The sequence below is a fragment of the Streptomyces sp. NPDC006923 genome (assembly GCF_040635655.1).
In the GTDB taxonomy this organism is placed as follows: Bacteria; Actinomycetota; Actinomycetes; order Streptomycetales; family Streptomycetaceae; genus Streptomyces.
The window spans coordinates 16152-38679 of sequence record NZ_JBEYIF010000027.1; the positions used below are offsets into that span (position 1 = coordinate 16152).

At 72.8% G+C, this 22528-nt stretch carries 4 protein-coding genes; all 4 read left to right on the plus strand.

All coding sequences use genetic code 11. From position 1 onward, the window contains the following. Window positions 1-154 precede the first annotated feature (154 nt). Window positions 155-703 (plus strand): hypothetical protein, encoded by a 549-nt coding sequence (locus ABZ707_RS31190; RefSeq protein ID WP_360181490.1) that lies wholly within the window; start codon window positions 155-157, stop codon window positions 701-703. Between the two features lie 59 nt (window positions 704-762). Next, entirely contained in the window at window positions 763-1263 is a 501-nt protein-coding gene (locus ABZ707_RS31195) for a PH domain-containing protein (protein ID WP_360181493.1), read from the plus strand. Beyond that, a complete protein-coding gene (locus ABZ707_RS31200) occupies window positions 1260-2804 on the plus strand; it encodes a PH domain-containing protein (RefSeq protein WP_360181496.1) in 1545 nt (514 codons plus the stop codon). Before ABZ707_RS31195 ends, ABZ707_RS31200 begins: the two co-directional genes overlap by 4 nt. Before the next feature lie 335 nt (window positions 2805-3139). Then, window positions 3140-22504 (plus strand): type I polyketide synthase, encoded by a 19365-nt coding sequence (locus ABZ707_RS31205; protein WP_360181499.1) that lies wholly within the window; start codon window positions 3140-3142, stop codon window positions 22502-22504. Window positions 22505-22528 lie beyond the last annotated feature (24 nt).

Consider the following 22528-nt stretch of genomic DNA (forward strand, 5'->3'; position numbering starts at 1 on the left):
ACGCGGGGGAAGAGCGTCCACCGGTCGGTTGACAGCGGGACCCACCGATCGGTCGTCGCGGGGCCGGGGCCGCATCCGTAACGTCGTGAATACGGAGTGGGCGGCCGGAGACCGCACGGCTCGGCCAGGAGAGGTGGACACGTTGAGTCCGTTCATGACCGCGCTCATCGCCAGCGGCACGATCCTTGTCATCATCCTCGCCACGGACCTGGGACGGCGCAAGGTCACCCCGGTACGGATGCTCCGGGCCGTCGTCGCGGTCGCCGTTGTCATCGTCCTGTTCGTGCACTCGTTCCCGACGTCCGGGAACGACCTCTCGCTCCAGACGATCGGAGTGGGGGTCGGTGTCATCTGCGGCCTGGTCGCCGCGGTGTTCCTGCCGGCCTTCCGCGAGCGGAACGGCGACGTCTACACCGTGGGCGGTGTGCCCTACGCGCTGGTCTGGATCGTTCTCGCCGGAGGGCGGGTGGCGTTCGCCTACGGGGCGGAGCACTGGTTCCCGGAGGGCCTCATCAGGTTCAGCGTCAGATACGAGCTGAGCGGCCAGGACGTGTACGCGAACACGTTCGTCTTCATGGCCCTCGCGACGGTGCTGACCAGGACCGCGGTCCTGATGGTGAAGGCGCGCCGGCTGCGCGCCGCCGGCACCGGAGACTCAGCCCCGGCGGAGACCGGGCAGCCGTTCGGCGGTGGTGTCAGGTGACCCGGGGGAGCGCCGGCGGCCGACCGGGTGCGTCGGCGGACCAGGAAGAGGGGAAGAGAGTGGAGGCCAGGGACGATGTGCGGCTCCGCCCGCCTCGGCACCGCATCGAGCGCCGCGCCGTCGGCTGGTGGGCCGTGCAGTCCACACTCTTCACACTGCCGCTTCCGCTTGTCTTCGGCATCCTCTGGCTCACCATCCCACCGGCGCGGCCCGTCTTCGGCTGGCTCTTCCTCGGCTGCCTCGTCCCCGGAATCCTCTACACGGCCGTGATGCCGCTCTGGCGTTACCGCGTGCACCGCTGGGAGACGACCGACGAAGCCGTCTACGCGGCGTCCGGCTGGCTCTGGCAGCAGTGGCGCGTGGTCCCGCTCTCCCGGATCCAGACGGTCGACACCCTGCGCGGCCCCGTCCAGCGGATGTTCGGCCTCTCCGGCGTCACTGTGACCACCGCCTCCGCCTCCGGCGCCGTGAAGATCAAGGGACTCGACCACCGGGTCGCCACCGAGGTCGCCGACCACCTCACCCGCTTCGCCCAGTCCACACCGGGAGACGCGACATGAGCGCCGGTACCGCGGACCGGAGCCCGGCCGACCCCGGTCCGGAGGAGCCATGGGGCCGGCTCCACCCCCGGCTGATCCTGGTGAACCTCGCCGTCCTCGCCGCGCCGGTCGCCCTGTTCCTCGGGTCCCTCCTGGTGACCGGCGGGAAGGCGACCCTCCCGCTCCTCATCACCGTCGGCTCGGTCTTCGTCACCTTCCTGGTGATCTGCGGCATCAGCCTGCTGCGGCTGCTCACCACCCGCTACCGCGTCACCGGCGAGCGGGTCGAGGTCCGTTCAGGGTTTGTCTTCCACCGCTCCCGTTCCCTGCCGGTCGACCGGATCCGGAGCCTCGATCTCACCGCCAACCCGGTCCACCGGGTCTTCGGACTCACCACGCTCCGTATTGGCGCCGGTGGACAGGGCTCCTCCTCCGGCGGTGAACTCTCGCTGGACGGGATCAGCGTGGCGGACGCCGAGGAACTGCGCCGCCGGATCACCGAGCGGCGCGGCGCGGCGCCGCCGGCCGGCGAGGACAACGCTCCGATCCTGGCGCTCGACTGGGCGTGGCTGCGCTACGGGCCGCTGACCGTCTGGGGGGTCGGCGGGGTCTTCGCGGCGCTCGGCACGGTCTACCGGATCCTGGATGAGATGCAGATCGATCCGCTGGAACTGGGCATCGTCAAGGAGGTCGCCGACCGCTTCGGCTCCGTACCGCTCTGGTGCGGCGTCCTGGTCACCGCGCTGATCGTCGTGGCGCTCGGCGTCGCCGGATCCACCGCCACTTTTGCCGAGGGCTGGTACGGCTACCGGCTCGAACGTCAGGACACCGGTATGTTCCGGGTCCGCCGCGGCATGCTCGTCACCCGTTCCGTCACCATTGAGGAACGGCGGCTGCGCGGCGTCGAGATCATCGAGCCGATCCCCCTGCGCTGGGCCGGCGGCGCCAAGCTCAGCGCGGTGGCGAGTGGCCTCGGCGACGCGGAGGAGAACCGCAGGCGCCGCGTCCTGACCCCGCCGTCCCCGCGCGCCGAGGTCCTGCGGGTGGCCGCCGAGGTCCTGGCTGAGGACGAGTCACCCACCACCCTGGCCGCACTCGTTCCGCATCCCCGCGTCGCCCTGCGGCGACGGCTCAACCGGGCGCTGTCGGTCACACTGCTGACGGCCGCCGTACCCGTCGGCCTCGGACTGTGGCTCACCCCGGTACTCGTGCACATCGGCTGGATCCTTGCCCTGGTGCTGCTGCCGCTGACGACCGTGCTGGCCCGGGACGCGTACCGCACCCTCGGCCATGGCATCCACGGCCGCTATCTTGTGACCCGTGCCGGTACGTTCGCCCACCGGACGGTCGCACTGCAACGCGAGGGCATCGTCGGCTGGACCGTCACCCGGTCGTTCTTCCAGCGCCGCGCGGGACTTCTCACGCTGGGAGCCACCACCGGGGCCGGCAGCGGCGTCTACCGGGTCCGCGATGTGACGGTCTCCGAAGGGCTGAGCCTGGCCGAGGAAGCGGTGCCACGACTGCTCGCTCCGTTTGTCGAACGCGTCCCGGCGCGGGACTGAACCACGGGCCGGCTCCGTCCGTTCCCGTACGTTTCCGTGCGTACGGGCGGCACAGGGCTGGCCGGCGCACCGGACGGTCGGAAAGAATTCCCGTAAAATTCCGTTCTCCCCTTTCTCGGAAACCATCCCCTGTGCGAGTCTGTATTTCATCGAGTGTCGTTCGGCGGCTTCTTCCCGCTGTGCGCCCGAAGACGGAGAGCCTCTTTCATCCAAGCGGATTCCCGGCCGAAAGGTAGGGGTTCCTAGGGGGTTTTACAGGGGTTTCTCAGGCCGTCGTCCTGTGGAACGCTGGGAAACGTTCTTGGCTTATGTCTGCGGGAGTGATGGGGCGCGCGATGATGGGTGAGTCCGAGGATTTCACGCCCGAGAACGCCGAAATGAGCGGCGCTGGTCCGCACACGGTGTCGTCGTGGCGGAAGCGGTTCGCCGACCTGTCGGACGCGGACCGGGACCGGGCGCTGCTGGACTGGGTGACCACCCTGGTCGCCGAGGCGCTGCGTGACAACGCACCCGCCGTCGTCGACCCCCACCGCCCCTTCCTCGACCTGGGATTCGACTCGCTGGCAGCGGTCGACCTGCACAGTCGGCTGACCGCCGGGACCGGGCTGCGCCTCCCCGTCACCCTCGCCTTCGACCACCCCACGCCCGCTGCCCTCGCCCGCTTCCTGCGCGGGGAGATCCTCGGCCCGGACGAGGGGCCGGCCCCGCTCCCCGCCGCCCCGGCCCTCGCCGACGACGAGCCGGTCGCCATTGTCGGAATGAGCTGCCGTTTTCCCGGCGGTGTGCGTTCGCCCGAAGAACTCTGGAATCTTGTCGCCGAGGGCCGGGACGCCGTCACCGAATTCCCGGACAATCGCGGCTGGGACCTGACGGGTCTCTACGACCCGGACCCGGACCGGCACGGCAGCAGTTACACCCGCGAGGGCGGATTCCTCGAAGACGCCGACCAGTTCGATCCCGCCTTCTTCGGAATTTCTCCGCGTGAGGCGACCGCGATGGACCCGCAGCAGCGCCTGCTGCTGGAAACGTCCTGGGAGGCGTTCGAGCGGGCCGGCATCGACCCCACCCGCTACCGGGGCGGCCAGGCCGGTGTGTTCATCGGGGTCGAGACCCAGGAGTACGGACCCCGGCTGCATGAGGCCGAGGAAGGCTTCGAGGGCTATCTCGTCACCGGCAACGCGGCCAGTGTCGCCTCGGGCCGTATCGCCTACACCCTTGGCTTCGAGGGGCCGGCGGTCACCGTGGACACCGCCTGCTCCTCCTCGCTCGTCGCGCTGCACCTGGCCGTCCAGGCGCTCCGCGGCGGCGAGTGCACCGTCGCGCTGGCCGGCGGCGCCGCGATCATGGCAGGCCCCGGCTCGTTCGTCGCGTTCAGCCGCCAGCGCGGACTGGCTCCGGACGGCCGCTGCAAACCCTTCGCCGCCGCCGCCGACGGCACCGCGTGGGGAGAGGGCGTCGGCATGCTGCTCGTCGAGCGGCTCTCCGACGCCCGGCGCAACGGACACCCCGTCCTCGGCATCGTCCGGGGCACCGCCGTCAACCAGGACGGCGCGTCCAACGGCCTGACCGCACCCAGCGGCCCTTCGCAGCAGCGTGTCATCCGGCAGGCGATGGCCAACGCCGGACTCACCGCCGCCGACATCGACGCCGTGGAGGCGCACGGCACGGGAACCACGCTCGGCGACCCGATCGAGGCGCAGGCCCTGCTCGCCACCTACGGTCAGGAGCGGCCCGAGGGGCAGCCGTTGTGGCTCGGCTCCCTCAAGTCCAACATCGGCCACACCCAGGCCGCCGCGGGTGTCGCCGGGATCATCAAGATGGTCATGGCGATGCGGCACGGCGTGCTGCCGCGCACGCTGCACATCGACGCGCCCACACCGCACGCCGACTGGTCCACGGGCGCCGTCCGGCTGCTGACGGAGCCCGCACCGTGGCCGGAGAACGGCCGGCCGCGGCGCGCGGGAATCTCCTCCTTCGGCATGAGCGGCACCAACGCCCACACCATCGTCGAACAGCCCCCGGCCGACGCCCCGGACGAGCACACCCAGGGCCAACAGCCCGGGCCCGCCGAGGAGAAGGCCGCCCAGGGCACCCGCGTACTTCCCTGGGTGCTCACCGCCAGGACCCCCGAGGCCCTGCGGGACCAGGCCGCACGGCTCCTCGCCCACCTGGAGGCGGACCGGGGCCCGGCACCCGCCGACATCGGGCACTCCCTGGCGACGACCCGTACCTCCTTCGAAGAGCGTGCCGTCCTCGTCGCGGCCGAGCGTGACGACTTCCTCGACGGACTGCGCGCACTGGCCACGGACACCGGAACCACACCGGGCCGGGTGAGCCTGGTCCGGGGCGTCCAGGGCGGCGGACGGCTGGCGTTCCTCTTCACCGGGCAGGGCAGCCAGCGGCTCGGTATGGGACGCGCCCTGTACGAGACGTATCCCGTCTTCAGCGACGCGTTCGACGACGCCTGCTGGTATCTGGACGAGCAACTGGAACGTCCCCTGAAGGACATCCTGTTCGCCGGGGAGGGTGCGGCGGAGGCGGCCCTGCTCGACCGGACCGCCTACACCCAGCCCGCGCTGTTCGCGGTCGAGGTCGCGCTGTTCCGGCTGGCCGAGTCCTGGGGGCTGCGCCCCGACATCGTCGCCGGCCACTCCATCGGCGAGCTGGCCGCCGCGCATGTGGCGGGGGTGCTGTCGCTGGAGGACGCGTCCGCGCTCGTGGCGGCCCGGGGCCGGCTGATGGAGGAACTGCCGGGCGGCGGAGCCATGGTGGCGCTCCAGGCGTCCGAGGACGAGGTGCTGCCACTGCTGCGCGGCCGGGTGAGTGTCGCGGCGGTCAACGGTCCCGCCTCGGTGGTGGTCTCGGGCGACGAGGACACGGTCCTGGGCATCGCCCGGCACTTCGAGGAAGCAGGCCGGAAGACCAAACGGCTGACCGTCAGCCATGCCTTTCACTCCCCGCACATGGACGGCATGCTCGACGAGTTCCGGCGCGTCGCCCAGGTGCTGGACTACGCGCCGCCCCGGATCCCGGTGGTCTCCGGTGTCACCGGGCGCCTCGCCACGGCGGCGGAGCTGTGCTCACCCGACTACTGGGTACGGCACGTCCGCGAGGCCGTCCGCTTCCTCGACACCGTACGGACCCTCGACGCGCGCGGCGTTGTCACCTATGTCGAGCTGGGCCCGGACGGTGTGCTCTCCGCGATGGCGCAGGAGTGCCTGCCGGACCGTGACACCGCCGCGGACACCGCCCCGGTGCTGGTCGCGGCGCTGCGCGGCACACGTCCCGAGGCCATGACCCTGACCCACGCCCTGGCCACGGCGTATGCCAGAGGCGCGGACGTCACCTGGGAGGCGGTGTACGCGGACACCGGCGCGCGCCGGGTCGACCTGCCCACCTACGCGTTCCAGCGCCGCCGGTACTGGCTCGACGCGTCCTCGGCCGGCCCGGCGGGCGACACCGCCGGAGACCCGGTGGACCGGCGGTTCTGGGAGGCCGTCGAGCGCGAGGACCTCGGCACCGTCGTGGCCGCGCTCGGCCTGGGCGGTGACGCACCACTGAGCGCCGTACTGCCGTCGCTGTCCGCGTGGCGCAGGCGGCGGCACGAGCGGTCGGTCGTGGACACCTGGCGCTACCGCGTGCGGTGGAAGCCCATGACCGAGCGGACCGCGCCGGAGGCGCCGGGCACCTGGCTGGTCGTCACACCGGCCGGACAGGACCACGACGGATCCGGTGCCTGGGCGGCCGGGGTCGTCGCCGCGCTGGTGGCCCGTGGCGCCGAGGTACGCCGTCTCGATGTGGACGCGGCACGCCGGGACCGTGCCGCGCTGGCCCGCGAACTCGCCCCCGTCATCGCGGATTTCACGCCCACGGGAGTCCTGTCGCTGCTCGGCACGGCCGGTGGCACCCGGGGGGTGGTGGCCTCGGCACTGCTCGCTCAGGCGCTCGGCGACACCGGCTCCGGAGCCCCGCTCTGGTGCGCCACCCGGGGCGCGGTGTCGGTCGGCAGATCGGACCGGCCCGCCGACCCGGACCAGGCGCAGGTCTGGGGCCTCGGACGCACGGTGGCCCTGGAGCACCCGGAGCGCTGGGGCGGACTGATCGATCTCCCGGAGACCTTCGAAGGGCGCACCGGGGAGCGTCTCGCCTCGGCGCTGGCGGGCCCGGGCGGTGAGGATCAGGTCGCTGTGCGGGGTTCTGGTGTGTTTGTTCGGCGGTTGGTGCGGGTGGTGGGTGGTTCGGAGGGTGTGGGTGGTTGGTCGGTGCGGGGGAGTGTGTTGGTGACGGGTGGTACGGGTGCGTTGGGGGGTGAGGTGGCTCGGTGGTTGGTGGGGTGTGGTGCGGAGCGTCTGGTGTTGGTGAGTCGTCGTGGGTTGGCGGCTCCGGGTGCGGTGGGGTTGCGGGAGGAGTTGGTGGCGCTGGGTGTGGAGGTGATGGTCGCGGCGTGTGATGTGGCTGATCGGGAGGCGTTGGGTGGGTTGCTGGACGCGTTGCCGGAGGAGCATCCTCTGACGGCCGTCGTCCACGCCGCGGGCGTACTGGACGACGGCGTTTTCGACGCCATGACGCCCGAACGGATCGACACCGCGCTACGCGCCAAGGCGGGCGCCGCCGCCGTCCTCGACCAACTCACCCGTGAGCGCGGCCTGGATCTCTCGGCGTTTGTCCTCTTCTCGTCCGTCGCCGGCACGCTGGGCGCCGCCGGACAGGCCAACTACGCCGCGGCCAACGCCTACCTCGACGCGCTCGCCGAGCAGCGCCGGGCCGACGGGCTGCCCGCGACCGCCATCGCCTGGGGCCCCTGGGCCGGGGCGGGCATGGCCGCCGGCGAGGCACTCGAACAGCACCTGCGCCGTGAGGGCATGGCCCCCATGGCGGCCGGACTGGCCATCGGCGCGCTTCAGCGGGCACTCGACGGCGACGACACCGCGCTCACCGTCGCCGACATCGACTGGGCACGCTACGCACGCGGTGTCACAGCCGCTCGCCCGAGCCCGTTCCTCGCCGACATCCCCGAGGCGGCGCGCGTCCTGGACGCGGCCAGTGGGCGCCTTGTCACCAGCGGCGACGCGGTCACCACCCTCGCCGGGCGGCTGGCCGGACGCTCCGAGGCGGAACAGCTCCGGATCACGCTGGACACCGTCCGTACGCAGGTCGCCGCCGTCCTCGGACATGACAGCTCCGAGTCCGTCGCGGCGGAACGGGCCTTCAAGGAACTGGGCTTCGACTCGCTGACGGCCGTGGAACTGCGCAACAGGCTGACGGCGGCCAGTGGTCTGAAGCTGTCCGCCACGCTCATCTTCGACCATCCGACCTCCGCCGCGCTCGCGGCCCATCTGCGGAACGAACTCGCGGGCGCCACCGCTTCGGCCGGGGTCTCCGGGCCCGCCGCCACCGCCCAGGCGGCCGTCGACGACGACCCCATCGCCATCGTCGCGATGAGCTGCCGCTTCCCCGGCGGTGTCCGGAGCCCGGAGGAGCTGTGGCAGCTCCTCACCGCGGGTGAGGACGTCATCGCGGAGTTCCCCAGCGACCGCGGCTGGGACCTCGCCGGCCTCTACAGCCCGGACCCCGCGCAGCAGGGCACCTCGTACACACGCGAGGGCGGATTCCTCTACGACGCCGCCGACTTCGACGCGGAGTTCTTCGGGATCTCGCCACGCGAGGCGCTGGCGATGGATCCTCAGCAGCGGCTGCTGCTGGAGACGTCGTGGGAGGTGTTCGAGCGGGCCGGTATCGATCCGGCCACCCTGCGCGGCAGCAGGACCGGTGTGTTCGCCGGGACCAACGGCCAGGACTACGCGTCCCTCGTCTCCGTACCGCCCGAGGGACTGGAAGGCCATCTGGGGACGGGCAACGCGGCGAGTGTGGTGTCCGGCCGGCTGGCGTACACCTTCGGCCTGGAAGGCCCGGCCGTCACGGTCGACACGGCCTGCTCGTCCTCGCTGGTCGCGCTGCACTGGGCGATCCAGGCGCTGCGCGGCGGCGAGTGCTCGCTCGCCCTGGCGGGCGGTGTGACGGTGATGTCGACCCCGGAACCCTTCGTCGACTTCAGCCGCCAGGGCGGCCTGTCCGTGGACGGCCGGTGCAGGGCGTTCGCCGCGGGCGCGGACGGTACGGGGTGGGGCGAGGGTGCCGGGATGCTGCTGGTGGAGCGGCTTTCCGACGCCCGCGAGAACGGTCATCCGGTGCTGGCGATCGTCCGTGGTTCGGCGGTGAACCAGGACGGTGCGTCGAACGGTCTGACGGCGCCCAATGGTCCGTCGCAGCAGCGGGTGATCCGGCAGGCGCTGGCGTCGGCCGGGCTCTCCACGGCTGAGGTGGACGCCGTGGAGGCACATGGCACGGGCACCACACTGGGTGACCCGATCGAGGCGCAGGCGCTGCTCGCCACCTACGGCCAGGGCCGGGATCCCGGCCGGCCGCTGCTGCTCGGCTCGGTCAAGTCGAACATCGGCCACACCCAGGCCGCGGCCGGTGTCGCCGGGATCATCAAAATGGTGCTGGCGATGCGGCACGGAGTGCTGCCGCGGACGTTGCATGTGGACGAGCCGTCGCCGCACGTCGACTGGGCGTCGGGCGCGGTCGAGCTGCTGACGGAACCCTCCCGGTGGCCGGAGACCGGCCGTCCCCGGCGCGCGGCCGTCTCCGCGTTCGGGGTGAGCGGCACCAACGCGCACACCATCATCGAGCAGCCACCCGGCCCCGCCACAGACATGCCTGACGATGTGTCAGATACGACGGTGTCCGTCACCGGGCACGCCATGCTTCCCTGGCTGATCTCGGCGAAGACGCCGGACGCCCTGCGCGCGCAGGCGGTGGCGCTCAGGGGCCACCTCGCGGCCCACCCGGAGCTCACACCGGCCGACGTCGCCTTCTCCCTCGCGACCAGCCGCGGGGCGCTGGACGCGCGGGCGGCACTGGTCGCGGACGACCGCGCGGAGTTCATCGCCGGACTGGACGCCCTCGCCGCCGGTGAGAGCCGCGCCGGTCTGGTCGAGCGGCGTCCGGGATCCGCCGACGGCAAGGTCGCGTTCCTGTTCACCGGCCAGGGCAGCCAGCGCCTCGGTATGGGCCGCGAACTGCACGCGGCGTTTCCCGTGTTCGCGGACGCGCTGGACGACGTCTGCGCGCACCTGGACGAATACCTCGATCTGCCGCTGCGGGACGTGCTGTTCGCCGCCGAGGACCAGGCGGGGCTGCTGAACCGTACCGGCTTCACCCAGCCCGCGCTGTTCGCCGTCGAGGTCGCGCTGTTCCGGCTGCTGGAGACCTGGGGGGTCCGCCCCGATCTGCTCTGCGGCCATTCCATCGGTGAGCTGGTCGCGGCGCATGTGGCGGGTGTGCTGTCGCTGGCGGACGCGTGCGCGCTGGTCGCGGCGCGCGGCCGGCTGATGGAGCGGCTGCCCGCCGGCGGAGCGATGGTCGCGGTGCGGGCGACGAGAGACGACGTCGTGCCGCTGCTGAGCGACCGGGTCGCCGTCGCGGCGGTCAACGGGCCGTCCTCCGTGGTGCTCTCCGGAGCCGAGGACGAGGTCCTGGAGATCGCCCGGGCACTGGAGGAACAGGGCCGCAAGACCAGCCGCCTGACGGTCAGTCATGCCTTCCACTCGCCGCACATGGACGCCATGCTCGACGCGTTCCGCGAGGTCGCGGCGGGCCTCACCTACCACGCGCCGAGAATTGCGATCGTCTCGAACCTCACGGGTGGCGTTGTCGCGCCGGACCAGATCAGGGACCCCGATTTCTGGGTACGGCACGTCCGCGAAGCGGTCCTCTTCCTCGACGGCGTCCGTGCCCTCGAAGCCGAGGGCTGCTCCGTCTACGTCGAGCTGGGACCGGACGGCGTCCTGTCGGCGCTGGCCGAGGACTCCCTCCTGGCGGCTGCCGACACCGTCCGCCTTCCCGTCCTGCGCAAGGACCGTGGCGAGCCGGAGACCCTGGTGACGGCGCTGGCGCGGCTGCATGTCCAGGGTGTCGCCGTCGACTGGTCCGCGTTCTTCGCCGGGACCGGTGCCCGGCGCGTCGACCTGCCCACTTACGCGTTCCAGCGCGAGCGGTTCTGGCTGGCCGACAGCGTGGCCGGGACCGCGAGCACACCGGCCCCCCAGCCGTCCGCCGACGAGCGGTTCTGGGCGGCGGTGGAGGACGAGGACCGGGGCGCGCTCGCCGCGGAGCTGGAGGTCGACCCGGAGGCGCCGCTGAGCGCCGTCCTGCCGTCGCTGGCCGCGTGGCGCAAGCGGCGACACGAGTCGTCGATGATCGACGGCTGGCGCTACCGGACGACATGGAAGCCACTGACCGGCCGGCGGCCGGCCGGGACGCTCGAAGGCCCCTGGCTGCTGGCCGTCCCGCTCGGTACGTCTTCCGACGACGCGTTGACGGCGGGCGTCGCCGCGATGTTCGCGGAGCGCGGGGTGGCGACACGCAGGGTCGAGATCGACCCGGTGGCCATCGGCCGGTCGGCCCTGGCCGCGTCGCTGTCCGCGCTCGCCGGCCAGGAGAACGGCCCGGTCGCGGGGGTGTTGTCGCTGCTGGCTACCGGCCTCGACGGCGACGGCGTCCGGGCCGTGGTCGGGTCGGCGCTGCTGATACAGGCGCTGGGAGACGCGGAGGTGGAGGCGCCGCTGTGGCTGGCCACACGGGGCGCGGTCTCGGTGGGGCGCTCGGACCGGCTGGTCTCTCCCGCGCAGGCGCAGGTGTGGGGGCTGGGCCGGACGGCGGCCCTGGAGGTGCCGGGACGCTGGGGCGGACTGATCGACCTGCCCGAGCCGCTGGACGGCCGTGCGGCGGACCGGCTGGCGTCGGTGCTGGCGGCGCCGGGCGACGAGGACGAGGTGGCGGTGCGGGCGTCCGGTGTGTTCGGGCGCCGCCTGGTACGGGCACCCGGCGGCAGGGCTCCGGCGGACGCCTGGCACCCACGCGGGACGGTGCTGGTGACCGGCGGTACGGGCGCGCTCGGAGCGCAGGTCGCCCGGTGGCTGGCCCGCGGTGGGGCGGAGCACCTGGTGCTGACGAGTCGCCGGGGCGCGGAGGCTCCGGGAGCGGCCGGACTTCGGGACGAACTTGTGGCCCTCGGCACCGCGGTGACGGTGGCGGCCTGCGATGTCACGGACCGGGACGCGCTGGCCGAGTTGCTGGGCTCACTCCCGGCCGAGTGGCCGCTGACCGGCGTGGTGCACGCGGCGGGTGTGCTCGACGACGGGGTGCTGGACGGGCTCACGCCGGAGCGGATCGAAAGCGTCCTGTCCGCCAAGTCGCTGGCCGCGGCGCGGCTGCACGAGCTGACCCGCGAGCGGGACGGCATCACGGCCTTTGTGCTGTTCTCCTCCGTCGCGGGGACGTTCGGTGCGGCGGGACAGGCCAACTACGCGGCCGCCAACGCGTATCTGGACGCGCTGGCCGAGCAGCGCCGGGCCGACGGGCTGCCCGCGACCTCCGTCGCCTGGGGCCCCTGGGCCGACGGCGGAATGGCCGCCGGGGAGGCGCTCGAACAGCGCATGCGGCGCGACGGCGTACCGCCCATGGCCCCCGAGTCCGCGATCCTCGCGCTCCAGCGGGCACTTGACCTGGGCGACACGTCGGTGACCGTCGCCGACATCGAGTGGGACCGGTTCCTGCCCGGGATGACGACGGCCCGGCCGCGCGCCCTGTTCACCGGTCTCGCACCGGCGGAGGACCGGACGTCCGTGGCCACCGGCACGGACCTCCCGCGAACCGCCGACGACGCGCCTCTCGCCGAACGGCTTCTCGGTCTGCCGGCCGCCGAACGTGAACAGGTACTGCTGGATCTGGTCCGTACGCAGGTCGCCGCCGTACTCGGTTACAGCGGGCCGCGAGCCGTCGCGGCCGGCCGGGCGTTCAGTGAGCTCGGCTTCGACTCGCTGACCGCCGTGGAACTGCGCAACCGGCTCTCGGCCGTGACCGGCCTGCGGCTGCCCACCACCCTCATCTTCGACCGCCCGACCTCCGCAGCGCTCGCGGACCATCTGCGCGCCGAACTCCTGGACGCCGCCGGCCCGGGGGCCGCCCCGTCCGGCGCGGACGCGGTGGCGCCGGAGGTCAGGGGGACGGACGACGACCCGATCGCGATCGTGTCGATGAGCTGCCGCTTCCCCGGCGGCGTACGCGACCCCGAAGAGCTGTGGCAGCTCCTCGCCGGTGGCTCGGACGCCGTGTCCGGCTTCCCGGACGACCGGGGCTGGGACCTGGAGACGCTGTACGACCCGGACCTGACCCGCCGGGGCACCTCCTACACCCGGGAGGGCGGATTCCTCTATGACGTGGCCGGCTTCGACCCGGCGTTCTTCGGGATCTCGCCGCGCGAGGCGCTGGCGATGGACCCGCAGCAGCGGCTGCTGCTGGAGACCTCCTGGGAGGCGTTCGAACGCGCCGGTATCGATCCGACCTCGCTGCGCGGGAGCCGGGCGGGTGTCTTCGTCGGGACGAACGGCCAGGACTACATGTTCCTGGCGATGGACGCGCCCGGCGGCCTCGAAGGCCATCTGGGCACGGGCAACGCGGCGAGTGTGATCTCCGGCCGTGTCTCGTACACGCTGGGCCTGGAGGGACCCGCTGTCACGGTCGACACGGCCTGCTCGTCGTCGCTGGTCGCCCTGCACCTCGCGGTGCAGGCGCTCAGAAGCGGTGAATGCTCCCTCGCCCTGGCCGGCGGTGTCACCATCATGGCCACGGCCGAGAACTTCATCGACTTCAGCCGACTGCGCGGGCTGGCCGCCGACGGGCGCATCAAGGCGTTCGCGGCGGGTGCGGACGGTACCGGGTGGGGTGAGGGCGCCGGGGTACTGCTGCTGGAACGGCTCTCCGATGCGCGCCGAAACGGTCATCCGGTGTTGGCTCTGGTGCGTGGTTCGGCGGTGAATCAGGATGGTGCGTCGAATGGTCTGACGGCGCCGAACGGTCCGTCGCAGCAGCGGGTGATCCGGCAGGCGCTGGCGAGCGCCGGTCTGTCGGCTGCGGATGTCGATGCGGTGGAGGCGCACGGCACCGGTACGAAGCTGGGTGACCCGATCGAGGCGCAGGCGCTGCTCGCTACGTATGGCCAGGAGCGGACGGACGACCGCCCGCTGCTGCTGGGCACGATCAAGTCGAACATCGGACACACCCAGGCCGCGGCCGGTGTCGCCGGGATCATCAAGATGGTCCTGGCGATGGAGCACGGTGTGCTGCCGCAGACGTTGCATGTGGATGAGCCGTCGCCGCATGTCGACTGGTCATCGGGTGCCGTCGAGTTGCTGACCGAATCGGTGGCGTGGCCGGAGACCGGCAGGCCCCGGCGCGCGGGGATCTCGGCGTTCGGTGTGAGCGGCACCAACGCGCACACGATCATCGAGCAGGCCCCCGAGCCCGAGATGACGTCCCTCGCCGTCGAGCCCGTGACGGTGCGCCCACCGGTGCTGCCGTACGCCATGTCGGCGAAGGACCCGGACGCCCTGCGTGGCCAGGCCGGGCGGCTGCTGGAGCACTTGGAGACGGAGCCCGGAGTCGACCTGGTTGATGTCGCCTACACACTGGCGACCGGTCGCACCGCTTTTGACGAACGCGCGGTACTGATCGCCGGAGACCGCGACGAGGCGCTGCGCGGACTGCGGGCCCTGGCCGACGACGGTACGGCCAAGGGCCTGACGCGAGGTTCGGTGCGGCCCGGCAAGGTGGCGTTCCTGTTCACCGGTCAGGGGAGTCAGCGCCTTGGTATGGGGCGTGAGTTGTATGAGACATATCCGGCGTTCGCGGACGCGTTTGACGCGGTGTGTGCGCATCTGGATGTGCGTCTTGAGCGGTCGTTGAGGGATGTGGTGTTCGGGGAGGATGCGGGGCTGCTGGATCGTACGGGATTTGCGCAGCCGGCGTTGTTCGCGGTGGAGGTGGCGCTGTTCCGGTTGGTGGAGTCGTGGGGTGTGCGGCCGGACTTTGTCTCGGGGCATTCGGTGGGTGAGATCGCGGCGGCGCATGTGGCGGGTGTGTTGTCGCTGGCGGACGCGTGCACGCTGGTGGCGGCGCGTGGTGGGTTGATGGAGGGGCTGCCGTCGGGTGGGGCGATGGTGGCGGTGGAGGCGTCGGAGGACGAGGTGCTGCCGCTGCTGTCGGACCGGGCGGGTTTGGCGGCGGTCAACGGACCTACGTCGGTGGTGGTGTCCGGTGACGAGGACGCTGTCCTGGAGATCGCGGCCCGTTTTGAGGCGGAGGGGCGTCGGACCAAGCGGCTCGCGGTGAGCCACGCGTTTCATTCGCCCCGGATGGACGGGATGCTGGATGCCTTCCGCCAGGTGGTCTCCGGACTCGGCTACGAGGCTCCGAAGATTCCGATCGTGTCCAATCTGACCGGTGCTGTTGTGTCGGCGGGGGAGATGGGTGATCCGGAGTTCTGGGTGCGGCATGTGCGGGAGGGTGTCCGTTTCCTGGACGGGGTGCGTGTCCTGGAGGCGCAGGGTGTCACGGCGTATCTGGAGCTGGGTCCCGATGGTGTGCTGTCCGCGATGGCGGGACAGAGCTTTGTCGGTTCGGAGTCGGCTGTGCTGGTGCCCGCGCTGCGCAAGGGCCGTCCTGATACGGAGTCGTTGGCGGCGGCGGTGGCGGGACTGCATGTGGTGGGCCACGGTCCCAACTGGAAGGCGTTCTTCGCCGGTACCGGCGCCCGGCGTGTGAATCTGCCGACCTATGCCTTCCAGCACCAGCGGTACTGGGTGACTCTGGACGAGGAAGGACAGGACGGTGCCCTGTCCGGTGAGACCGTCGACACACGCTTCTGGGAGGCGGTCGAGCGCGGCGACCTCGCGGAACTCGCCACCACTCTGGCGGTCGACGGCACGGACAACGAATCCACGCTGGAGAGCCTGCTGCCCGCACTCTCCTCCTGGCGACGCGGTCAGCGTGCCCGTTCCGAGGTGGACGGCTGGCGCTACCGGGTGCAGTGGAAGCCGGTCACCGACCTGACCACCGGGACTCTGCGCGGCACGGACCCCTGGCTGCTTGTCGTCCCGCCGGCCGGGGATGGTGCCGTCGACGAACTGACGGCTGGTGTGGTGCGCATGTTCGCGACGCGGGGCGTCGAGGTCCGGCGGGTCGAGGTGGGCGCCGAGGACCGGGCGGGGGTGGCCGCGAAACTGCGTACGGCGCTCGTCCCGGGCGGCGAAGCCGTGGCACCGGCCGCCGGAGTGCTGTCGCTCCTCGGCGCGGGGGCGCGCGGCCTCGGTGCCGATGTGGTGGTGGCGTCGGTGGTGCTGGCGCAGGCGCTGGGCGACGCGGGTGTGAGTGCTCCGCTGTGGCTGGCGACACGCGGCGCGGTGTCGGTGGGACGTTCGGACCGGGTGGGCAGTCCTGCGGGCGCCCAGGTGTGGGGTCTGGGACGGGTCGCGGCGCTGGAACTGCCCGAGCGCTGGGGCGGGTTGGTCGACCTGCCCGCGGTGATGGACGGGCGTGCGGGAGACCGGCTGGCATGGGTGCTGGCGGGAGCGGGCGGCGAGGACCAGGTCGCGGTCCGGGCGTCCGGTGTGTTCGGACGCCGGCTGGTGCGCGCGCCCGGCGGCGAGGGGCCGGACGCGGCCCGGCAGTCGCACGGCACTGTGCTGATCACCGGCGGTACGGGCGCGTTGGGCGGGCATGTGGCGCGCTGGCTGGCGGGCCGTGGCACAAAGCATCTCGTGCTCACCAGTCGTCGTGGCCCGGAGGCGCCGGGCGCGCGGGAGCTGTCTGCCGAGCTGACCGCGCTCGGGGTCCGGGTGACGGTCGCGGCCTGTGATGTCGCCGATCGCGCGGCGCTGGCGGGGCTGCTGGACTCGCTGCCCGCCGAGTGGCCGCTGACCGGAGTGGTACACGCGGCCGGCGTGCTGGACGACGGAGTCCTCGACGCGCTCACACCCGGCAGGATCGAGACCGTCCTCCGAGCCAAGGCGACCGCCGCGGCCCACCTGGACGAGCTGACCCGTCGGCGTGGCGACCTGAAGATGTTTGTCCTGTTCTCCTCGATCTCCGGCACGGTCGGTGCGGCGGGACAGGCCAACTACGCGGCAGCCAACGCGTATCTGGACGCGCTGGCCGAGCAGCGCCGCGCCGACGGGCTGCCCGCGACGTCCATCGCCTGGGGGCCGTGGGCCGAAGGCGGGATGGCCGCCGACGCGTCGCTCGGACAGCGGATGCGCCGGGGCGGCGTACCGCCCATGGCACCCGAACCCGCGATCCTCGCGCTCCAGCGGGCGCTCGACCTGGACGGCGACGCCGCCCTGACCATCGCCGACATCGACTGGCAGCGGTTCGCCACCGACTACACCGCGGTCCGGCCGAGCCTGCTCATCGCCGACCTGCCCGAGGCCCGGGCCGCGCTGGACACCACGGTCGGCGCGGAGAACGGCGGCCCGCGTCCCGACGCGCCGGGCTCGGCCCCCGGGGCCCTCGCCGACCGGCTCGCGGGCCTCTCCGAGGCAGAGCGCGGCCGGGCAGCGCTCGACCTGGTACGTACCCATGTCGCCGCCGTACTCGGCCATGAGGAGCCCAAGTCGGTCGGCGCCGACCGGCCGTTCAAGGAGCTGGGTTTCGACTCGCTGACCGCGGTCGAGCTGCGCAACCGGCTGAACGCCGCCACGGGCGTGAAGCTGCCCGCGACCCTGGTCTACGACCATCCGACCGCCGCGGCCCTGGCGGCCTGGCTGCGCACCGAACTCCTCGGCGACCGGGCGACCGGCCCCGCCGCGGCCCTGCCCGAGGGTGCCCCGGCGGCGAGCGGCTCCGCTCCAGGAGGTGCCGACGACGATCCGATCGCGATCGTCTCGATGGCCTGCCGTTTCCCCGGCGGAGTGCGCACCCCGGAGGAGCTGTGGCAGCTACTCACCACGGACGGCGACGCCATTGGCGCGTTTCCCACCGACCGGGGCTGGGACCTCGCCGGACTGTACGACGCCGACCCGGACAAGCGGGGCACCTTCTACGCCCGTGAGGGCGGATTCCTCTACGACGCGGACCGGTTCGACGCCGCGTTCTTCGGCATCTCGCCGCGTGAGGCGCTGGCGATGGATCCTCAGCAGCGGCTGCTGCTGGAGACCTCCTGGGAGACGTTCGAGCGGGCCGGTATCGATCCCGCGACCCTGCGCGGCAGCAACGCCGGTGTCTTTGTCGGTTCGAACAGCCAGGACTACGACGTCGCGCTGCGTGCCGTCCCCGAAGGCGTGGAAGGCTATCTCGGCACCGGCAACGCGGCGAGCGTCGTCAGCGGCCGGCTCGCCTACACCTTCGGTCTCGAAGGGCCGGCCGTCACGGTCGACACGGCCTGCTCGTCCTCCCTGGTCGCGCTGCACTGGGCGATTCAGGCGCTGCGCGGCGGCGAGTGCTCGATCGCGCTCGCCGGCGGTGTGACGGTCATGTCGAGCCCCGGTACGTTCATCGAGTTCAGCAGGCAGCGCGGACTGGCACCGGACGGGCGCTGCAAGGCGTTCGCGGCGGCGGCCGACGGTACGGGCTGGGGCGAGGGCGTCGGCATGCTCCTGGTGGAGCGGCTCTCCGACGCGCGGCGTCTGGGACACCCCGTACTCGCCGTCGTCCGGGGTTCTGCCATCAACCAGGACGGCGCGTCCAACGGCCTCACGGCCCCGAACGGCCCGTCCCAGCAGCGTGTCATCCGCCGGGCCCTGGCGAGCGCCGGTCTGTCGGCGTCGGACGTCGACGCGGTGGAGGCGCACGGCACCGGTACGAAGCTGGGCGACCCGATCGAGGCGCAGGCGCTGCTCGCGACCTACGGCCAGGGGCGAGCGGCCGACCGGCCGTTGCTGCTCGGCTCGGTCAAGTCGAACATCGGGCACACCCAGGCCGCGGCCGGTGTCGCCGGAATCATCAAGATGGTGCTGGCGATGCGGCACGGGGTGCTGCCGAGGTCGCTGCATGTGGACGCGCCGACGCCGCATGTCGACTGGTCGGCGGGCGCGGTCGAGCTGCTGACCGAGACGGTGGCCTGGCCCGCGACGGACCGTCCGCGCCGGGCCGGTGTCTCCTCCTTCGGCTTCAGCGGGACAAACGCGCACACCGTGCTGGAGCAGGCCCCCGACAACACCCTCGCCCTCGCCCGCACGCCCCGGCCCGACTCCGACGCCGGACCCCTCCCGGTCGGCGACGCGGAGCCCACCACACTCATCTGGCCCCTGTCGGCCCGCGACCCGAAGGCGCTGCGGGCCCAGGCCGAACGGCTGCGGGCCTACGCGGCGGCGGAGCCCGGCCTGTCGCCCGCCGACCTCGCGTACTCCCTCGCGACCACACGGTCCGCCCTCGACGTGCGCGCCGCCGTCGTCGGCCACGACCGGGACGCGCTGCTGGCGGGCCTGCGGGCGCTGGCGGAGGGCGAGCCGGCGGCCCAGGTCGTCCAGGGAGCGCCGGCCGACGGCCGTACGGCGTTCCTGTTCACCGGACAGGGCAGCCAGCGGCCTGGCATGGGACGTGAACTGTACGCGTCCCGGCCGGTGTTCGCCGGGGCGCTCGACGCGGTCTGCGCGGAACTCGACCGCCATCTCGACCGGCCGCTGCACGACATACTGTTCGCGGAGCGGGACACCGCCGGGGGCGCGGACGGTGATCCCGACGAGCCGCTGCACCGCACCGCGTACACCCAGCCCGCGCTGTTCGCCGTGGAAGTGGCTCTCTACCGCCTGGCCGAAGCCTCCGGCCTGCGGCCCGACTTCCTCGCCGGGCACTCGATCGGTGAGATCGCCGCCGCTCATGTCGCCGGGGTGCTGTCCCTCCAGGACGCGTGCGCTCTTGTCGCCGCGCGCGGCCGGCTGATGCAGGCGCTGCCCACGGGCGGCGCGATGGCGGCCGTCGAGGCGTCCGAGGACGAGGTGACCCCGCTGCTGGCGGGACGCGCGTCCGAGATCGGGGTCGCCGCCGTCAACGGCCCGGCGGCCGTGGTGCTCTCCGGCGACACCGGCGCGGTCACGGAGGTCGCCGCGTCGTTCGAGGAGCGCGGCCGCAGGACGAAGCGGCTCACCGTCAGCCATGCCTTCCACTCGCCGCACATGGACGCGATGCTCGCGGACTTCCGCGAGGTCGCCGACCTCCTCACCTACCACGAGCCGAGCATCCCCGTCGTCTCGACCGTCACCGGCGATCTCGTCACCGACGAGTGGTGCTCCCCGGACTACTGGGTACGCCATGTCCGCGAGGCCGTTCGCTTCCTCGACGGCATACGCACCCTGGAGAAGCAGGGCGTCACAACCTATGTGGAGATCGGCCCCGACGCCGTCCTCTCCGCACTGGCACAGGACTGCGTGACCGCGCGGGACACGGCGTTCGTTTCGCTGCTGCGCGCGGCCCTGCCCGAGGACGACACCCTGGCCACCGCGCTCGCCCAGGCGTATGTGCGCGGCGCGGTGCCGGAGTGGGAGGCCGTGTACGAGGGCACCGGCGCCCGGCGCGTCGACCTGCCGACCTACGCGTTCCAGCGCCGCCGGTACTGGCTCGACACCCAGCACGGTGTCATGGACGCCGCTGCCACCGGCGCCGCCGGGGGATCCACCGACGCCCGGTTCTGGGCTGCCGTCGAGAGCGACGACCTCGCCTCCCTCACGGCCGCGCTCGACATCGGCGCCGACCAGCCGCTGAGCGCCGTACTCCCCGCGCTCACCACGTGGCGTCGCAGGCAGCGGGAGCGAGCCGCGCTGGACGCCCGGCGCTACCGGGTCACCTGGAAACCGGTCGAGCCGTTGCCCACCGCCGCCCTCACGGGTGAATGGCTGGTCGTCCTGCCTCCCGACGCGGGCCCGGACACGCCCGCGGAACAGGCCGTGGCGGCGCTCGCCGGCCATGGCGCCCGGCTGCTGCGCCTCAAACCGGACAACGCGAGCCTCGACCGCGAGGCACTGGCCGCGCGGCTGCGGACGGCCCTGGCGGACAGCACGGTCGACGGTGTCCTGTCCCTGCTGGCCCTGGACGAAAGCCCGCATCCCCACCGGGCCGAGCTGCCCACGGGACCGCTCCTCACCGGAGTCCTCGTCCAGGCACTCGGCGACGCCGGAGTCGGCGCCCCGCTCTGGTGCGCCACCAGCGGCGCCGTGTCCACGACCGTCTCCGACCCGCCGCGCAGCGCCGCACAGGCACAGGTGTGGGGCCTCGGACGCGTTGTCGCCCTGGAACATCCGGAGCGCTGGGGCGGACTTGTCGATCTGCCCGCGCGCCTCGACGAACGCGCCGCCGCCCGGCTCGCGGCCGTCCTCGCCGGGACCGGCGCGGACACCGGTGACGACCACGGCTACGAGGACCAGGTCGCGATCCGTACCACCGGGGTCCTCGCCCGGCGGATCACCCACGCCGAGCCCGCGCCCGAGAACGCCGGGGCGTGGAAGCCGGGCGGCACGGTCCTGGTCACCGGCGGCACCGGCGCCCTCGGCGCGCACGCCGCCCGGTGGCTCGCCGCGAGCGGCGCCGAACGGCTGGTGCTGGTGAGCAGGCGCGGACCCGGGGCCCCCGGCGCGCCGGACCTCGTCGCGGAACTGGACGCGTCGGGCACCCCGGCCACGGTCGTGGCCTGCGACATCGCCGACCGGAACGCCGTGGCGGCCCTGCTCGCCGGTATCGACGCCGACGCGGACGCCGGGACGCACCCACCGCTCACCGCCGTCGTCCACACCGCCGGGGCGGGGCAGTTCACACCGCTCGCCGAGACCGGGGCGGCCGAGTTCTCCGATGTCGTCACCGCCAAGGTCGCGGGCGCACGCCATCTCGACGAACTCCTCGACGGCCGGGAGCTGGACGCCTTCGTCCTCTTCTCGTCCATCGCCGGTGTCTGGGGCAGCGGCGGCCAGGGCGCGTACGCGGCGGCCAACGCTCACCTCGACGCGCTGGCGCAGCAGCGCGCCGCACGGGGTCTCGCGGCCACCTCGGTGGCCTGGGGACCCTGGGCCGGCGGCGGCCTGGTCGCCGACGACACCACCGCCGGCCAACTCGCCCTGCGGGGCCTGCCCGTGATGGCGCCCGAGGACGCCATCGCCTCACTCCAGCAGGCACTGGACCTCGGCGACACCACACTGACCGTCGCCGACGTCGACTGGGAGAGGTTCGTGGCCGGCTTCACGGCGGCCCGCCCGCGCCCGCTCATCGCCGACCTGCCCGAGGTACGGACCGCCCTCGACACCCAGGCCGGCCAGGGCACGGGCACCGGCTCCGACGGCGCGGGCGGCGACGGCGCGGCGGCCCTCGCCGGGCGGCTCGCCGGAGCATCGGGGCCGGCCGCCGAACGGATACTGCTCGATCTGGTCCTCGCCCATGTCGCGGCCGTCCTCGGACATGACGGCACCGGCGACATCAGCGCGGGCCGGGCGTTCAAGGAACTGGGCTTCGACTCGCTCACCGCCGTCGAACTGCGCAACAGACTGAACGCGGAGACCGGCCTGCGGCTCTCCGCCGCCCTCGTCTTCGACTACCCGACCCCCGCGGTCCTCGCGGGCCGGCTGCGGGCCGAACTCCTCGGTGACGACACCGAAGAGGAACTGCCCGCGCTCGCGGAGATCGACAAGCTGGAGTTCGCGCTCTCCACCGTCCCCACGGACGACACCGAACGCGCCAGGGTCACGGCCCGGCTCGACGCTCTGCTGCGGAAGTGGCACGAAGCCGACAGCGCACCGGCCGGACTCGACACCGACGCACTCGCCTCGGCCTCCGCCGACGACCTCTTCGACATCATCAATACCGAATTCGGAAGATCCTGACGCCATGACCGCATCTGTTCCGAC